The sequence below is a fragment of the [Bacteroides] pectinophilus genome (assembly GCA_025146925.1).
GTDB classification, from domain to species: Bacteria; Bacillota; Clostridia; order Lachnospirales; family Lachnospiraceae; genus Bacteroides_F; species Bacteroides_F pectinophilus.
The window spans coordinates 1,901,929-1,918,322 of sequence record CP102260.1 but is presented as its reverse complement, the minus strand read 5'-3'; the positions used below and the strand labels follow the sequence as shown (position 1 = coordinate 1,918,322).

The 16,394-nt window shown below is 42.9% G+C and carries 16 protein-coding genes and 1 riboswitch; all 16 genes read left to right on the top strand.

Features of this window, described 5'->3' with window-relative positions; translation table 11 throughout:
* Window positions 1-42 precede the first annotated feature (42 nt).
* The 16 genes from NQ488_09000 (at window position 43) to larC (ending at window position 16,392) form a co-directional block, all read left to right on the top strand.
* Window positions 43-1,599: a hypothetical protein gene (locus NQ488_09000; GenBank protein UWN94721.1), complete on the top strand. Its 1,557-nt coding sequence runs from the start codon at window positions 43-45 to the stop codon at window positions 1,597-1,599.
* A 67-nt stretch (window positions 1,600-1,666) separates the two neighbouring features.
* A riboswitch (cobalamin riboswitch) is annotated at window positions 1,667-1,875 on the top strand.
* A 58-nt stretch (window positions 1,876-1,933) separates the two neighbouring features.
* On the top strand, window positions 1,934-3,097 hold the full coding sequence (locus tag NQ488_08995; protein UWN94720.1) for an ABC transporter substrate-binding protein: 1,164 nt from the start codon (window positions 1,934-1,936) through the stop codon (window positions 3,095-3,097).
* 16 nt (window positions 3,098-3,113) lie between these two features.
* Window positions 3,114-4,133 (top strand): iron ABC transporter permease, encoded by a 1,020-nt coding sequence (locus tag NQ488_08990; protein ID UWN94719.1) that lies wholly within the window; start codon window positions 3,114-3,116, stop codon window positions 4,131-4,133.
* Window positions 4,123-5,250: an ABC transporter ATP-binding protein gene (locus NQ488_08985; protein ID UWN94718.1), complete on the top strand. Its 1,128-nt coding sequence runs from the start codon at window positions 4,123-4,125 to the stop codon at window positions 5,248-5,250. The genes NQ488_08990 and NQ488_08985 overlap by 11 nt, the downstream gene beginning before the upstream one ends.
* Entirely contained in the window at window positions 5,204-6,607 is a 1,404-nt protein-coding gene (locus NQ488_08980) for a cobyrinate a,c-diamide synthase (GenBank protein ID UWN94717.1), read from the top strand. The genes NQ488_08985 and NQ488_08980 overlap by 47 nt, the downstream gene beginning before the upstream one ends.
* 9 nt (window positions 6,608-6,616) lie before the next feature.
* Entirely contained in the window at window positions 6,617-7,684 is a 1,068-nt protein-coding gene (cobT, locus tag NQ488_08975) for a nicotinate-nucleotide--dimethylbenzimidazole phosphoribosyltransferase (protein UWN94716.1), read from the top strand.
* The gene (locus NQ488_08970; GenBank protein UWN94715.1) at window positions 7,681-8,271 is read left to right on the top strand and encodes a bifunctional adenosylcobinamide kinase/adenosylcobinamide-phosphate guanylyltransferase; all 591 of its coding nucleotides are present in this window, start codon (window positions 7,681-7,683) and stop codon (window positions 8,269-8,271) included. The genes cobT and NQ488_08970 overlap by 4 nt, the downstream gene beginning before the upstream one ends.
* Window positions 8,256-9,047: an adenosylcobinamide-GDP ribazoletransferase gene (locus NQ488_08965; GenBank protein ID UWN94714.1), complete on the top strand. Its 792-nt coding sequence runs from the start codon at window positions 8,256-8,258 to the stop codon at window positions 9,045-9,047. The genes NQ488_08970 and NQ488_08965 overlap by 16 nt, the downstream gene beginning before the upstream one ends.
* Window positions 9,048-9,389 carry a bifunctional adenosylcobinamide kinase/adenosylcobinamide-phosphate guanylyltransferase gene (locus NQ488_08960; GenBank protein UWN94713.1) on the top strand — a complete coding sequence of 114 codons (342 nt, stop codon included), beginning with the start codon at window positions 9,048-9,050 and terminating at the stop codon, window positions 9,387-9,389.
* A complete protein-coding gene (locus NQ488_08955) occupies window positions 9,386-10,000 on the top strand; it encodes a histidine phosphatase family protein (GenBank protein ID UWN94712.1) in 615 nt (204 codons plus the stop codon). Before NQ488_08960 ends, NQ488_08955 begins: the two co-directional genes overlap by 4 nt.
* A gap of 2 nt (window positions 10,001-10,002) precedes the next feature.
* Window positions 10,003-10,983: an adenosylcobinamide-phosphate synthase CbiB gene (gene cbiB, locus NQ488_08950; protein UWN94711.1), complete on the top strand. Its 981-nt coding sequence runs from the start codon at window positions 10,003-10,005 to the stop codon at window positions 10,981-10,983.
* Window positions 10,984-11,040: 57 nt separating this feature from the next.
* Window positions 11,041-12,492: a cobyric acid synthase gene (locus tag NQ488_08945; protein ID UWN94710.1), complete on the top strand. Its 1,452-nt coding sequence runs from the start codon at window positions 11,041-11,043 to the stop codon at window positions 12,490-12,492.
* A gap of 16 nt (window positions 12,493-12,508) precedes the next feature.
* Window positions 12,509-13,045, top strand: a complete 537-nt coding sequence (locus NQ488_08940) for a cob(I)yrinic acid a,c-diamide adenosyltransferase (GenBank protein ID UWN94709.1) — start codon at window positions 12,509-12,511, stop codon at window positions 13,043-13,045.
* 113 nt (window positions 13,046-13,158) lie between these two features.
* Window positions 13,159-14,034, top strand: a complete 876-nt coding sequence (locus tag NQ488_08935) for a bacteriohemerythrin (protein UWN94708.1) — start codon at window positions 13,159-13,161, stop codon at window positions 14,032-14,034.
* Window positions 14,035-14,428: 394 nt separating this feature from the next.
* Entirely contained in the window at window positions 14,429-15,202 is a 774-nt protein-coding gene (gene larB / locus NQ488_08930; protein ID UWN94707.1) for a nickel pincer cofactor biosynthesis protein LarB, read from the top strand.
* The gene (gene larC / locus NQ488_08925) at window positions 15,199-16,392 is read left to right on the top strand and encodes a nickel pincer cofactor biosynthesis protein LarC (GenBank protein UWN94706.1); all 1,194 of its coding nucleotides are present in this window, start codon (window positions 15,199-15,201) and stop codon (window positions 16,390-16,392) included. The genes larB and larC overlap by 4 nt, the downstream gene beginning before the upstream one ends.
* Window positions 16,393-16,394 lie beyond the last annotated feature (2 nt).

Genomic DNA, 16,394 nt, shown 5'->3' with positions numbered 1-16,394 from the left:
ACAAAAATCGGAATATTGTTATTGGCCGGAGTGGAGTAGAAGATGAAAAAATTAGGAAAAATACTTACGGGTATAGTCTGGTTTATTTTTATATGTATAATAGGGCTGCTTGCAATACTCAGCATATTTAAAACGGCGTTCATTGCTGAGGGAGAAACTGTCACATTCAATAGTGGACACTGGTATATTCATATTGTTGTACTTGCAGTGCTGATTTTCATTATGAAAATTCACATTAAGATTCAGACAGGAAAGCATGAAGCCGGAAAAGAAGCAGAAACTCAAAAGGCACATCCACAGAAGTTATTGAAGGATGGTATGTTCTGGGCAGTAATCATAGCGGTTAACGCATGCATATCTGTTATCTGGATACTTGCAACACGGATGTATCCTGCGGCAGATCAGGAGACACTTGTTAATATAGCTGCTGATATGCGCAGCGGAGTCTACAGCGCATGGCAGCCCGGCGGATATATGTTCTTATATCCTTTCCAGAATGGAATACTGTTGATGATATATGCAATATCCTGCATATTTACCGGTAATACATATCTTGCGGCCCAGTTCGTTAACATACCGTTTTGTATTCTCGGAATTATAGCATCATCAATGTGTGTATATAAGCTTTTTAAGAGCAAAAACCTAATGAGAATTACTGCCATATTAATGACATTATGGTTACCATTTGCCATGTACAACACATTTATATATGGAACAGTACCGGGATTTGCACTTATGATGAGTGCTTATTGGATTACATTATCATATTTTGAAAAAAGAGATGTGTGGAAGATTGTTGCAGCGTCGCTTCTTGCTGCATTATCAGTCATATTAAAGTCTAACTACAGTATAATGCTGATAGCCCTTATAATCCTTATAGCTATGGACATTATAAGAAGATGTAATATAAGAAGCATAGCATTTGTAATAATGCTTGTTGTTACACTTGCAGCAGGCAAATATACGTGCAATGGAATTACGGAGCATATAACAGGTACAGATACACCTGAAGGTGTGCCGAAGATAGCGTGGGCAGCAATGGGAATCAGCGGCGATTATGGCTGGTGGGATGGTTATAACATATATATATACGGAGTTAACAATTATGATTCGGAACTGGCAAAAAAAGGTTCGTGGGAAAGAATTGACTTGTGTATAGAGCAGTTTGTTAAAAAACCGTTATCGTTCGTCAGGTTTTTTGCGGGTAAAATAGTTTCAGAATGGTGTGAGCCCACGTTTCAGTCGGTGTCGATACAGAATTCAAGAAGTTCCTCAATTGAACAGTGCAGATTCGTGAAATCTTTCATGAGAGATGAAGGAATCATTTCACATATATACAGGTTTATTCTTGATATATTCCAGACGCTTGTATATACGGGTACATTTGCATGGCTGTGGTATGGCAGGAAAAATATCACTTTTGAACAGATGATATTGGGTATATGTCTTATTGGAGGTTTCCTGTTTCATATTGTCTGGGAAGCAAAAGGGCAGTATACAATGGTATATTTCCTGCTGATTATTCCATATGCGGTTGAGGGCTGGAGGCGCTTGACGCTGCATAACAATAATGCTATCATTAAAAAGTTAAGGCAATGAAACAAAAGACCTTAACACAGGTACGGTTTGAAGATACTGTATGTGCTGTAACAGCCGCGCATGGTTTGTGGATTGCCGGTATTGCAGTACTGACATGTATCGGAGATTAATAGGGAACCCGGTCGGAATCCGGGACAACCGCCATTACTGTATTTGGCGCAGAGTGCATACTGAAGAGTGCATCCTGCGGTCTGCTTGTCCATTGGCATGTGTGTGCTGAGAAGGAAGCAGCGTAAACCATAAGTCAGGAGACCTGCCGTACGCCACGTATCAATCTGCGTGGAGAAGTGTAGAACACTTTCTTGGGCAATGGGAGAAAAGGAGAAAATTAAACATGAGAAGATTTAAGAAAATCGCAGCACTTGCACTTGCAGCAGTCATGACACTGTCACTTGCTGCCTGCGGCAATGCCGGCACTAACGTTTCCGATAATTCGGGAAACGTATCAGACACAGCACAGTATAACGGTAAGCTTGAGTTCGACCATTCAATGGAGCTTACATATGCTAAGAATTTTTCTGTAGATTACTATAAGGGCGGCTATAAGCTTATTAAGGTTAAGGACCAGGGAAGCTTTCTGGTTGTACCGGAAGGAATGAGTGTTCCGGCAGACCTTGATAAGGATACATATGTATTACAGCAGCCTGTCACTAAGATTCTTGTTTCATCAACACCGACAGTATCACTTATTAACGCAATCGGTGCTCTCGATGCAGTTTCACTTACAACTTATGACGTAGATACATGGTATATTGACAATGTTAAGAAGCAGATGAACGATGGAAAGCTTAAGTATGTCGGAGAATATACAAAGCCGGATTATGAGCTTATTACTGCTACAGGAACTAATTTTGCAATATTCTCAGCAATGCTTAAGGATGATGTCAAGGCACAGCTTGAGCAGCTCGGCATCAAGATTCTTGTAGACCAGGCATCATATGAGGATCATCCTCTTGCAAGAGTTGAGTGGATGAAGCTCTACGGCGCAATGTTTAATAAGGAAGCAGAGGCGGATAAGCTTTTTGCGGAGCAGGAAGCTCTTATTAAGAATATTGAGACAAAGCCTGCAACAGGCAAGACAGCAGTTATATTCTATATAACATCAAAGGGAGATTTCTATGTCCGCAATTCTGATGACTATATGGCTAAGATGATCAGTCTTGCAGGCGGAAAGTATATTATGGATGGCAAGGTAGGTGTAGGTAAGACAGGTACTACCAAGATGGAAGCAGAGAGCTTCTTTGACCTTGCAAAGGATGCGGATGAGATAATCTATGTATGGTCAACAGGCGGTAAGCCTTCAACACTTAATGACCTTCTTGCCAAGAATTCAGTACTTGCTGATATGAAGGCAGTTAAGGAAGGAAATGTATGGTGTACTACACCTGATTTCTTCCAGATATCCAATACAATCAGTAATATTATAAATGATATGAACAGCGTATTCAGCGCTGATGCTTCAGCAGATAAGTTTACATATCTTTATAAGCTCAAATAACAGGAGCAGATTACAGATGGAAAAAAAGAGAATTATCCGGTATGGAGCAGCTTTTATATCACTTGCGGTATTATTTGTAATTATACTTGTTGCAAGCATTAATACAGGCAGTGTCCATATATCGGTCATGGAAATAATCAATATCTTATTAAAAAGGACGGGAGAAGAAGCAGCGGCGTATTCCATTATATGGAAGATACGCCTGCCGCGTCTTCTTATGGCAGCAGTACTTGGGGGAGCTCTTGCATTATCGGGATATCTGATGCAGACATTTTTCAGAAATCCGATAGCAGGACCTTATGTACTTGGAATATCTTCAGGCGCCAAGATGGTTCTTGCGGTAGTAACTATAATATGGTCGGGACATATAGCCTCCATGCCGGTATCTCTTAATGTATTAACATCATTTGCAGGTTCAATGCTTTGCATGCTTTTTGTATTGTTCTTTGCGGGAAAGGTTAAGAGTATGGCAACGCTCCTCGTTGTGGGAGTAATGATTGGTAATATATGCAGTGCGGTTACGGATTTTATGATTAACTTTGCCAATGAGGCACAGATAGTTAATCTGACGCACTGGTCACTTGGAACATTCTCGGGTGCATCATGGACTAATCTTAAAGCAGCAACAATATTAATACTCATAACATTCATACTTACTTTTCTTACGGCAAAGCCGATGTCCGCATATCAGCTCGGAGAGGACTATGCAAAGAGCATGGGGATTAATATAAAAATATTCAGAATAATACTTATCACACTTGCGAGTATGCTGTCAGCATGTGTTACCGCATTTGCAGGGCCGATAGCATTCGTTGGAATTGCAGTACCGCATATAACCAAGCTCCTTTTTGGAACGGCTAAGCCTATTGTGATGATTCCGGCAGTTACCATGTGCGGAAGTATATTCTGTATGGCGTGTGACCTTATTGCAAGAACAGCACTGGCTCCGTCAGAGCTGTCCATTGGAACGGTAACATCAGTCATAGGGGCACCTATAGTTATATGGCTTATGGTGGGCAGAAAACATGAAAGATAATATATTTTTAAAGATTGACGGTCTTGCGGCTGGCTATGGAAGAAAGCCGCTTATAGAGGACATTTCGTTAGAACTTGAGAAAGGGCAGATTCTTACACTTATAGGCCCTAACGGTTCAGGCAAATCAACAATTCTTAAGACGATAACAAGACAGCTTAAGGCAATTGACGGTATTGTGACAATAGACGGAAGTGACATATTCAGGATGCACTCGAAGGAGCTGGCAAGGCAGATGTCCGTTGTGCTGACACAGAGGATTGAGACAGAGCTTATGACCTGCCGTGACGTTGTTGCAATGGGACGATATCCTTATACGGATTATTTTGGCAGGCTGAGTGATGAGGATAACCGCATAGTGGAGAGTTCCCTGAAACGCGTTCATGCGCTTGAACTTGCAGATGTAAGCTTTAATGAGATAAGTGACGGGCAGAGACAGAGAATAATGCTTGCAAGAGCAATCTGCCAGCAGCCTGATGTGATGATCCTTGATGAACCTACATCATATCTTGACATAAGACATAAGGTCATCCTGCTTGATATATTAAGAAATATGTCACATGAGGATGGGATAACGGTTATAATGTCTCTTCATGAGATTGACCTTGCCGGAAAGATATCTGATATGCTGATGTGTGTTGATGAGAATCATAAGGTAAGACTTGGAACAGCAAGAGAGATATTTGCAAATGACACAATACAGAAGCTGTATGGAATTGAAGGTGGAAGCTATGATGCCGTTACAGGCGGAGTTGAACTTGCAAAGCCATGTGGCAGTCCGGATATACTCGTTATAGGAGGGAACGGAAGCGGAATCCCGGTGTACAGAAAGCTTCAGAGGAAAGGAATTCCGTTCTATGCGGGAGTTCTATATGAGAATGATATAGATTACAGGGTTGCAAAGGCTCTGGCGGCAGATGTGATATCACAGAAAGCATTTGTGCCTGTTAGTAAGAATACGGAAGAAAAAGCATATGAAGTTCTCAACCGGGTGTCGGCAGTAGTAGACTGCGGATGCGAGCATGGAGAATATGACAGGATTAATACTGAATTGCTTAAGGAGGCAGTGAGACTTGGCAAAAAGTATAATGATATCGGGAGCATCGAGCGGATGCGGTAAGACGACATTTACCTGTGCACTTCTTAAGATTTTTGAAGAGAAAGGAATTAAGACAGCTTCATTCAAATGTGGTCCCGATTATATAGACACGATGTTTCACAGTGCGGTTACAAAGCGTCCTTCATATAATCTCGATACATTTTTTATGAGTGATGAAGTGCTGTGTGATACATTTTACAGACACTCTGAAGACTGTGATATGGCTGTTATAGAGGGAGTAATGGGCTATTATGACGGCACAGGTGATGACGGGTTTGGCAGCAGTTCTTATGAGATAGCTGTAAAGACGGATACGCCTGTGCTTCTTATAGTGAACGGAGGCGGCTGTTCTGCATCGGTGCTTGCTGTAATGAAGGGCTTCAAAGAGCTGGTCTGTGACAGCATGATTGCAGGCTTTATAATTAATAATGTCACGGAGATGACGTACAGATACATAAAAAAGCTTGCTGCAAAGTATTTTGGCAGGAATATGATTGCAGGATATATTCCTAAGCTTCCAAAGGAATGTCTGCTCTCATCAAGGCATCTGGGACTTGTCACGGCGGGTGAGATTGATAATATAGACGATATTATCAGTAAAACAGTGGATATTATACGGCCGTGCATTGACATTGACATGATAACGGATATGGCAGGAAGCATAAATAATCCTTATATGCCCGGTGATTCCGGCAGTTACGAAAAAGCTGCAGCCGGCGGAGGAACACATTCAAGTCACAGTGACAGCTCTGACGGGATGCCTGTCATAGCAATTGCAAGGGATGATGCATTCTGTTTTTATTATCAGGATAATCTTGAGATGCTTCAGTCACTCGGATGTACTGTTGAGTACTTCAGTCCGCTGGCTGACGAACCTGTGCCTGAGTATGCGTCAGGGCTTATAATCGGAGGAGGATATCCGGAGAATCATCTTGAGGCGCTTGCAGCCAATAAGATTACATCAGAATCTGTCAGAAAATGTATCGAAAGCGGAATGCCATGTATTGCAGAATGCGGAGGCTTTATGTACCTTGGCAGATGTATAGACGGAAAGAATATGACAGGACTTTTGGATGTTGAAAGCAGCAATACAGGCCATCTTGTAAGATTCGGCTATGTTACGGTGACAGCGGACAGGGATACACTTCTTCTTAAAAAAGGTCAGAGTATTAAGGCACATGAATTTCATTATTATGACAGCAGTGATAACGGAGCTGCATGCACAGCTTCAAAGACAAACGGAAGGTCATGGCAGTGCATACATGCAGAAAATAATATATTTGCCGGATATCCGCACATGCATTTTGCCTCTAATATGGGGGCGGCAGAGAAGTTCGTACGCTCATGCGGGGAATATAAGCGTTTGAAAATGAGGTAATAGAATAATATGTTGGAAAGTACATCAGGTGTACAGATATTAAAAAAATATACGGATGGCATAGAAGCAGCATCACCGGCTAAGGCATTGATGACAAAACAGCATCTTGACAGTATCGCAAAGCCTCTTAATTCGCTGGGACTTCTTGAAGATGTGCTTGTAGGGCTTGGTGCAGCAGGATGCCTTAAGCGCAGCTACAAAAAATGTGTTGCGGTAATGTGCGCAGACAACGGAGTGGTTGAGGAGGGCGTTACGCAGACGGACAGCAGCATAACGGCACTTGTGGCTAAGAATATGCTGTCGGGAATATCAAGTGTATGTACCATGGCAAAATGTAACGGCGTTGATGTATTCCCAATAGACGTAGGAATGCTTACCGAGATTGCCGGTGTCCGGGTGAGAAAGACACAGCGCGGCACCGGTAATATAAGAAAAGGTCCGGCAATGACAAATGAGCAGGCTGTAAGCGCTGTGCTTGCAGGAATAGATACTGTAAGGGAACTGAAGGACAAAGGCTATGATATGATTGCTGCGGCAGAGATGGGAATTGGCAATACAACGACAACATCCGCAGTACTGTCTGTCATGCTTGATATTAAGCCTGAATCGGTAACCGGAAGAGGAGCCGGGCTTTCGGATACAGGGCTTGCCAATAAGATAAATGTGATAAAAGACGCAATATCGCTGAATAAACCTGACAGAAATGATGTACTTGATGTGCTCGCCAAGGTTGGCGGCTTTGATATTGCAGGAATGGCGGGATTGTTCATTGGCGGCGCATATTATAAGGTTCCTGTGATAATAGACGGTATAATTTCATCAGCGGCCGCACTGGCGGCAGTGCAGCTTGCACCGCTGTGCAGAGACTACATGATAGCGTCACATGTATCTGCCGAGCCTGCTGCCCAGGCAGTTATGGAAAAGCTTGAACTGAAACCGCTTCTTAATATAGGAATGGCACTTGGTGAGGGGACAGGTGCCGTGAGTATTATGCCTATTATTGATATGGCACTTGCAATGTATTATGATATGCCTACATTTGCAGAATTCGGCATGCAGGAATATAAGAAATTATGAGCAGACTTATTCTTGTATCAGGAGCCGGAGCAAGCGGCAAGAGTGAATATGCGGAAAAACTTGCAGTTGATATGCATGAGGACAGGCTTATATATGTGGCAACGATGAGTGCATATGATGATGAGAGCAGAAAGAAAATAGAAATACATAAAAAAAGGCGTATTAATACAGATTTTGAGACAATTGAGAAGCCATATGGCATAGAGGAGATTATTCCTTTTATAACACCGTATGACAGCAATAAGAAAAGTACAATACTTATCGAATGTATCTCAAATCTGCTTGCCAATGAGATGTATGGAAGGGCTGAGACAGGTGTAAAAGCCGTGATACATGACAGCGGCATGTCTCAATTACAATTGCAGCCGTCACAAAGGATAATTGACGGGATTACTGCAATTGCGGACACACAGCTTGCGGATATTGTTGTTGTAACCAATGAAGTATTTGCAGACGGAATGGAATATGATGCATCAACAATGGAATACATACGTCAGCTTGGCCGGATTAACTGTGAGCTTGCAACAATGTCAGATATGGTTGTGGAAGTGGCGTGCGGCAGGCCTGTGGTATGGAAAGGGCAGTGAGGATGAGAATTATAAAAGGAATGCTTGCAGCATTTATGACATTTTCGAGAATACCCGTTGTGGGTGTCCGTATAGATAAAGAGGATATGAAATATTCAATGTGCTTTCTGCCTGTTATAGGGATAATCATTGGACTTATCCAGTGGTTGGCGGATGCGGCGTTCACCTGGCTTGGAGCAGGTGAACTGATGAGGGTGGCACTGATGACGGCAGTTCCGGTACTTGTAACGGGCGGAATCCATATGGACGGCTTCTGTGATACCACGGATGCGGTTTCTTCATACCAGACAAAGGAGCGTAAGCTTGAGATATTAAAAGATTCCAACGCGGGAGCATTTGCGGTTATATATGGCGTACTCTGGTTTGTGCTGTATGCAGGTGCGTTGTCAGAGATTCATACGCTTGTTGGGATATTTGCATGCACATATGTTATTTCAAGGGCAATGGCTGCAATGTCTGTAGTTAATTTCAGGGCTGCAAGGCAGGATGGAATGGGAGCCGGCGAACAAAAAAGCTCGTCAAAGAATGTAACCTCAGCCGTTATGATAATATGGCTGCTGTTAAGCGTTGGCGTAATGGCAAATATCAGCCTGCCGTGCGCTGTTGCGGTAATTGCTGCGGCAGTAATAGTGTTCTTTGTATACAGTTTCTGTATATGTGAGCAGTTCGGAGGCTTCACAGGGGATCTCGCAGGCTGGTATGTTCAGGTGTCGGAGCTTGTTATGGCGCTTGTTATTGCAGTCGCTGAACTGCTTATGAAGAAAGGATGCATTTAGATGATACTTGTTACCGGAGGAATGGCACAGGGCAAGCTTGATTATGCCATGAGCAGGCTTGGAGTTACGGATTATGATGACGGTGTTGTAGGTGACACGGACTGCATATACAACTTACAGAAAGCAGTTATGAATGAAGATTTTGACAGCAGACTGGACGAATACATTATGTTGCATCCTCACTGCGTTATAATATGTGATGAGATTGGTTCGGGAATTGTACCGTTAAGAAGAGAAGACAGAGAGTGGCGCGAGAAGACGGGACGTGTGTGCTGTGAACTTGCAAATAAGGCAGATGCCGTATACAGAGTGTTCTGTGGAATAGGAATGCAGTTAAAATGATAATATGTTTTATAAGACACGGTGCAACAGCAGGTAATCTCGAAAAGAGATATATCGGAAGAACTGATGAAGAACTATGCACGGAAGGAATAGAGAGACTGAAAGAGCTGCGGGAATTGGTGCCGGATATTAAGGGGAATTCCATTCCGGATGTCTGTCAAGGTGCAGAAGCTGTTTTTACGTCACCAATGAAAAGATGCATTGCAACAGCGGATATATTATTTCCTGATAAGAAAAAGATAATAATTGATGATTTCAGGGAATGTGATTTTGGTGATTTTGAGGGATATAATTATCAGGAGCTGAATGGTAATGCAGATTACCAGCGCTGGATTGATTCTGATGGGCAGATTGCATTTCCAAACGGTGAGTCACCGCAGGAGTTCAGGCGAAGATGCATTAACGGCTTTATGCAGATGCTCCAAATGACCGGCGGGCATAATAGAATAAACGCGGTGGCTGCGGTTGTACATGGCGGAACTATTATGAGTATTTTGGAAAAATACGAAAAGCATCATGAATATTACAGATGGCAGTGCGGCAATGGCAGCGGATATGCTGCTGTATATAAGGACGGGGTGCTTGATGTAACGGACAGAATAGGGTTTTAGTTATGAGAGAATGGATAATTATGCAGATGCTGGCGCTGCCGGCAGCATTTATACTTGATATGATACTCGGTGATCCGCATACCGGAATGCATCCGATATGCCTTATAGGCAATCTTATAGCAATGCTTGATTCAGCACTCAATAAAGAGAATGTAAGCAGAAAGAGAAAAATTGCGAGAGGTGCATTGACGGCTGCTGCTGTTATTGTGATATCTACGGCATTTCCGCTTATTATAGAGATTATAAGTTTTAATATAAATATATGGCTTTTTTTTGTTGCAGAGACTGTTATGGATTATTTTGTTATAGCGGCTAAGTCACTGAAAAAAGAAAGCATGCTCGTATGTGCAGCCATGGAAGCCGGTGATACAGAGGGCGCAAGACGTGCTGTATCAATGATTGTAGGAAGAGATACGAAGGTACTTGATAAGGAAGGAATAATTAAAGCGGCAGTCGAGACTGTTGCCGAGAATTCTTCTGACGGAGTAATTGCCCCGGTATTCTATACGGCATTGTGCGGAGCGGCAGGAGGATTCTTCTATAAGTCGGTTAATACCATGGATTCAATGCTGGGCTATATAAATGACAGATATGAAGCGTTTGGCAAGGCGGCAGCAAGGCTTGATGATGTGCTGAATTATATTCCGTCAAGGCTGTCAGCATTATTTATAATTGCGGCAGCTAAGTTCACGGGGCTTAATGCTGCAGGAGCATGGAAAATATTCAGGCGTGACAGAATGAAGCATGCGAGCCCTAATTCAGCACAGACGGAGAGTGCATGTGCAGGAGCTCTTGACGTGAGGCTCGCAGGCAATGCATGGTATGGCGGAGTGCTGCATGAGAAGCCGTATATCGGAGATGACATCCGGCCAATAGAGCCGGAGGACATCCGTAAAACATGCCGTCTCATGTATGCTGCATCCGCAGCGGCAATAGTAATATTCGGGACAGCCGCAGGCTTCCTCAAGTCATTTCTGTTCTGAAGATTCTACAGGCACTTGCTGTAAATATATTATGCATCATCAGGAAAGGAGCCTTCTATGAAAAAAGCCAGACCCATAATGATTCAGGGCACTATGTCCAACGCCGGCAAAAGCATTCTGTGCACGGCGTTATGCAGAATACTTGCACAGGACGGTTACAGTGTGGCACCATTCAAATCACAGAATATGGCGCTTAATTCATACATAACAGAAGACGGGCTTGAGATTGGAAGAGCGCAGGCAGTACAGGCTGAGGCTGCATATAAAAAGCCTTCTGCGGATATGAATCCGATACTGCTTAAGCCGACAACAGACGTAGGTTCACAGGTGATAGTGAATGGGCGTGTCTACGGCAATATGAGAGCTTCGGAATATTTTGCATGCAAAAAGCAGTTTATACCTGATATTATGGGGGCATATGAGCGGCTTGCGGCAGAGAATGACTATATAGTAATTGAGGGTGCGGGTAGTCCGGCAGAGATTAATCTTAAAAAAAATGATATTGTAAATATGGGACTTGCAGCCATGACTAATGCGCCGGTACTTCTTGTTGGGGATATTGACAGAGGAGGTGTATTTGCACAGCTTTACGGGACAGCAGCACTTCTTGAGCCTGATGAGCGTGACAGAATTAAAGGGCTTATAATTAACAAGTTCAGGGGTGACCTTGCGATACTCGGAAGCGGAATCAGCCGGATAGAAGAACTGACGGGGATAAAATGTGTCGGAGTTGTGCCATATTCACATGCGGATATCGATGACGAGGACAGCTTAAGTGAAAGATTTGACTCCCGGGAAAAGAAGGATATTGATATTGCAGTTATCAGACTTCCGAGAATATCGAATTTTACTGATTTTATGACATTTGAGAGGTTTGCTGGTGTATCAGTAAGATATGTTGATAAGACATCGCAGCTTCGCAATCCCGACATAATAATAATACCGGGAACAAAGAGCACTATTCATGATATGCTGTGGATGCGGCAGAACGGTCTTGAAGCTGCCGTAAAAAAACACGCATCAGCAGGAGGTATTACATTCGGAATATGCGGAGGCCTTCAGATACTTGGCAATACAATATCTGATGAGTGCGGTGCAGAGGACAGCAGATGTGAGACAATATCAGGAATGGAACTTATCCCTGTCGACACGGTATTTGCAAATGATAAGACACAGACGCAGACTGGCGGTGTAATATCAGGGCTTGTCGGAATGTACGAAAAGCTTAATTCAATCCCTTATAGCGGATATGAGATACATATGGGAAGAAGCGGGCTTGACAGTGCAATAATACAGAATGGAAGTGTACTTGCAAGTTATGTGCACGGGATATTTGATAATGGACTTGATGAGGCAATAATTAATATTGCGGCACAGAAAAAAGGAATAGATATTGATACGGGCACATTTGACAGAGAAGCATACAGACAGGCACAGTATGACAGACTTGCACAAGATGTGAGGCAGGCACTTGATATGGACTATATATACAGAATAATGAATGCGTGAACGGAGATTAATATTAATGACAGCAGACAATAGGAATACGGGACTTGTCCACATATACTGCGGGGATGGCAAAGGTAAGACAACTGCAGCTATGGGGCTTGCCGCAAGAGCTGCCGGAAGCGGTAAGAAGGTTCTTATAACACAGTTTTTTAAACCCGGCAATTCATCTGAATTAAAGACACTTGCTTTGAACAGCAATATAGAAATATTTTCTGAGAAGGAACATTACGGAAGAGTATCCAATATGAGCAGTGAACAGCTTGCAAAAGCAAAGAGCTATTATAGGACATATTTTGCGGGAATAGTTGAGAAATCGGAAGATTTTGACGTGATTATCCTTGATGAGATAATCTCAGCGGTTAATCACAACATGGTTCCGCTTGCAAATGTAGCTGATTTTGTGGATAATAGAAAAGAGGGGCTTGAACTGGTACTTACAGGAAGAAATCCTCAAGGAGAGCTGATAAGAAAAGCTGATTATGTGACAATGATGCAAAAAGTAAAGCATCCTTATGATAACGGAATCATGGCACGTAAGGGGATAGAATTTTAGCAGTATGCTGCGGAATGGAGATTAGTGTGAAAAATAAGATTTTTCACACACAAGATTTGTGCTTGCGCACAAACTAAGGATGCCCTGAAAAACGGGCAAGAATGGAGATTAGTATGTACGAATTTACTGATGACTGCCTTACAGGCAACAAACAGATTGATGATGAACACAGAATGCTTTTTCAGATAATAAATGAGGCTGTTGCGCTTTCATCAGAAAAAGATGCTGATAATGTGATTATAATGAAGAGCATGCTTGCAAAGCTCAGAGATTATGCAGAGGTACATTTTGCACATGAGGAAGAATATATGGAGAAGACTTCTGATCCTGAGCTTGCAAGACAGAGAATTGAGCATGCTTCTTTTGTTAAGAAGGTTGATGAGATGCGCGGTGCAGACATAGATGCGTCTAATGCGCAGGAAGCGGTTAAGGATATGCTGTCATATCTTATAAAGTGGCTTTACACGCATATACTCAGCAGTGATATGATGATTGGAAAGCTCGGAAATGACGGAGAACCTGAAAAAGACGGGACTGATGCATGTGAAAGCAGCAAAGCAGACGGCAAAGGCAGTGAAATGTTTGTATTTGCTGACAGATTCAGGACAGGAATAGAGTTCGTTGATGATGAGCACAGAAAGCTGTTTGAGATAATGGCGGAGGCTAATGAACTTATAAGAGCAGATTTTCTCCACGACAAATATGACAGGATAATGCATATACTTGAAGAGCTTGAGGAATATACACGCCATCATTTTGCAGATGAAGAAGAGTATATGGAGCAAATCGGGTATCCTGAACTTGAAGCGCAGAAGAGAGCGCATGCGGCCTTTGTCGAGCGTCTGGTTGAGATTGATTTTAACGATATAGAGGCTATGGACAACAATCAGCAGGAATATCTGACAGAGCTTATGGATTTTCTTGTCGGATGGCTTACCAACCATATCCTTAAAGCAGATATGAAGATAGGTGAATATGTAAAAAGATAATCAGCATTGTGGTGTTTATTGGACATAAGATATGGGATAATCCTTCTGTAAGGTGAAACGGACGGCATGAAGCCGCCATATTTACAGGAGGATTTGTTCATGAAGGGATATAATGTAGAGAGCGGATATATGGGATATGTTGACGGACAGTACATTCTTTTTGCATGTGAAGAAGATTACAGGGAATATGCGCAAGCCTGAGTAACGGCTTGATTTGATGTATCTGTTATGTTAGAATAATATTTAATGTAATTGCCACGAAGACAATTAAGCACATGAAGTGCGTTGCTGCCGGTATGAACATGAATGTATCATGCAGGCAGGTTGTTTTTGTTGCAATTTTTTTTGTGCATTTATATGGTTGTACAGATTGAAGAGAATCAGGAGATCAGAGTTGGAAGAAAGAGAACTTATTGATATGCTTAAGGCGGTGTCGGACGGCAGAATGTCCGTGAAGGACGCAGCATTTAAGATAAAGGAAGAACCGTTTACTGATATAGGCTACGCGAAGCTTGATAATCACCGCGGAATACGTCAGGGTGTACCGGAGGTTATATACGGTGCAGGCAAGACTAAGGAACAGATACTTGGAATTGCTAAGCAGATGCAGCAGAATGGACAGGATGTAATACTTATAACAAGGATGTCAGGGGAAGCTGCTGAGTATGTGTCGGATAATATGGAACTCAGATATGATGAGCTGGCGCGTATCGGAATAATAGGAGATGTGCCGGCGCCATACGGAATGGGAAAGATTGTTGTTGCAACCGGCGGAACAAGTGATATTCCGGTTGCTGAGGAGGCTGCACTTACGGCAGAAGCTCTCGGCAATGAGGTCGTAAGGCTCTACGATGTCGGAGTCGCAGGTCTTCACAGGCTTATGGCACATATGGAAGATATAATGAATGCGCAGGTTATTATTGCAATAGCGGGAATGGAAGGTGCTCTTGCAAGTGTAATAGGAGGTCTGGCAGACTGTCCGGTGATAGCAGTTCCTACAAGTGTCGGATACGGCGCATCATTTCACGGATTGTCGGCACTGTTGTCCATGCTTAATTCATGTGCAAGCGGCGTCAGTGTTGTTAATATAGATAATGGATTTGGAGCAGGGTATATGGCGAGCATGATTAACCATATGCAGCCAAAAAACAGTGAGGCTAATATATGAAGATATTATATATAGAGTGTTCTATGGGCGTGGCAGGAGATATGCTGATGGGCGCACTGTATGAACTCCTTAATGATGAAGACAGAAAAAAGTTTACGGATAAGATGAATTCACTTGGAATTGAAGGTCTGCATGTTGAGGCTGTTCCTTCAGTAAAATGCGGTATAAATGGAACACACATGAATGTGACGATTGACGGGCATGAGGAGCTTGAATCCCACCATGCGGAGCATCATCACCATCATGGAGCATCGATGCATGACATAAGACATGTTATAGATGCAGCGGGAATAAGCGAGAATGTTAAGAAGAATGCAGTTGAGGTATATGAGTGTATTGCGCAGGCGGAGAGCAGGGTCCATGGCAAAAGTGCTGACGAGATACATTTTCATGAGGTCGGAAGTAAGGATGCAATGGCAGATGTAATAGGCTGCTGTATGCTTATTGATATTATAGGTGCGGACAGGATAGTTGTATCACCTGTGACAACCGGCTTTGGTAATGTCAGATGTGCTCATGGAATACTTCCGGTTCCGGCACCTGCAACGGCACTTATATTGAATGATGTACCATTGAGGGCAGGAAGCATAGAAGGAGAACTGTGTACGCCTACGGGAGCTGCTCTTGTTAAGCATTATGCTGATGAGTTCGGTAATATGCCGCAGATGACTGTGAGCAGAATCGGCTACGGAATGGGTACAAAGGATTTTGCCGCAGCAAACTGTGTCAGGGTATTTGTTGGTATACAGGCTACACGGACAGCTAAAACGATAGTCCAGCTTTGCTGCAATATTGATGACATGACGGCAGAAGAATTGGGATATGCAGCGGAGCTTCTCATGGACGAGGGGGCTTTAGATGTGTATACAACTGCAATAGGAATGAAGAAGTCAAGGCCGGGAACGCTGCTTACTGTTATGTGCAGGGAGGAGGACAGGGAAAGGATTGCCGGTCTCATTTTCAGGAATACAACAACACTTGGAATGAGGGTATACCACTGTGAGAGAATGATTCTTGAGCGCAGTGAGAAGACACTTCATACTGAATTCGGGGATGTAAGATGTAAGGAAGCAAGCGGATATGGGGTGGTAAGAAGCAAACTTGAATATGATGATGTCAGAAGACTGGCAAAGTCATCAGGACGCTCAATAAGGGAAATACGCGACATTATAGAGAACATGGAGGACTAAGA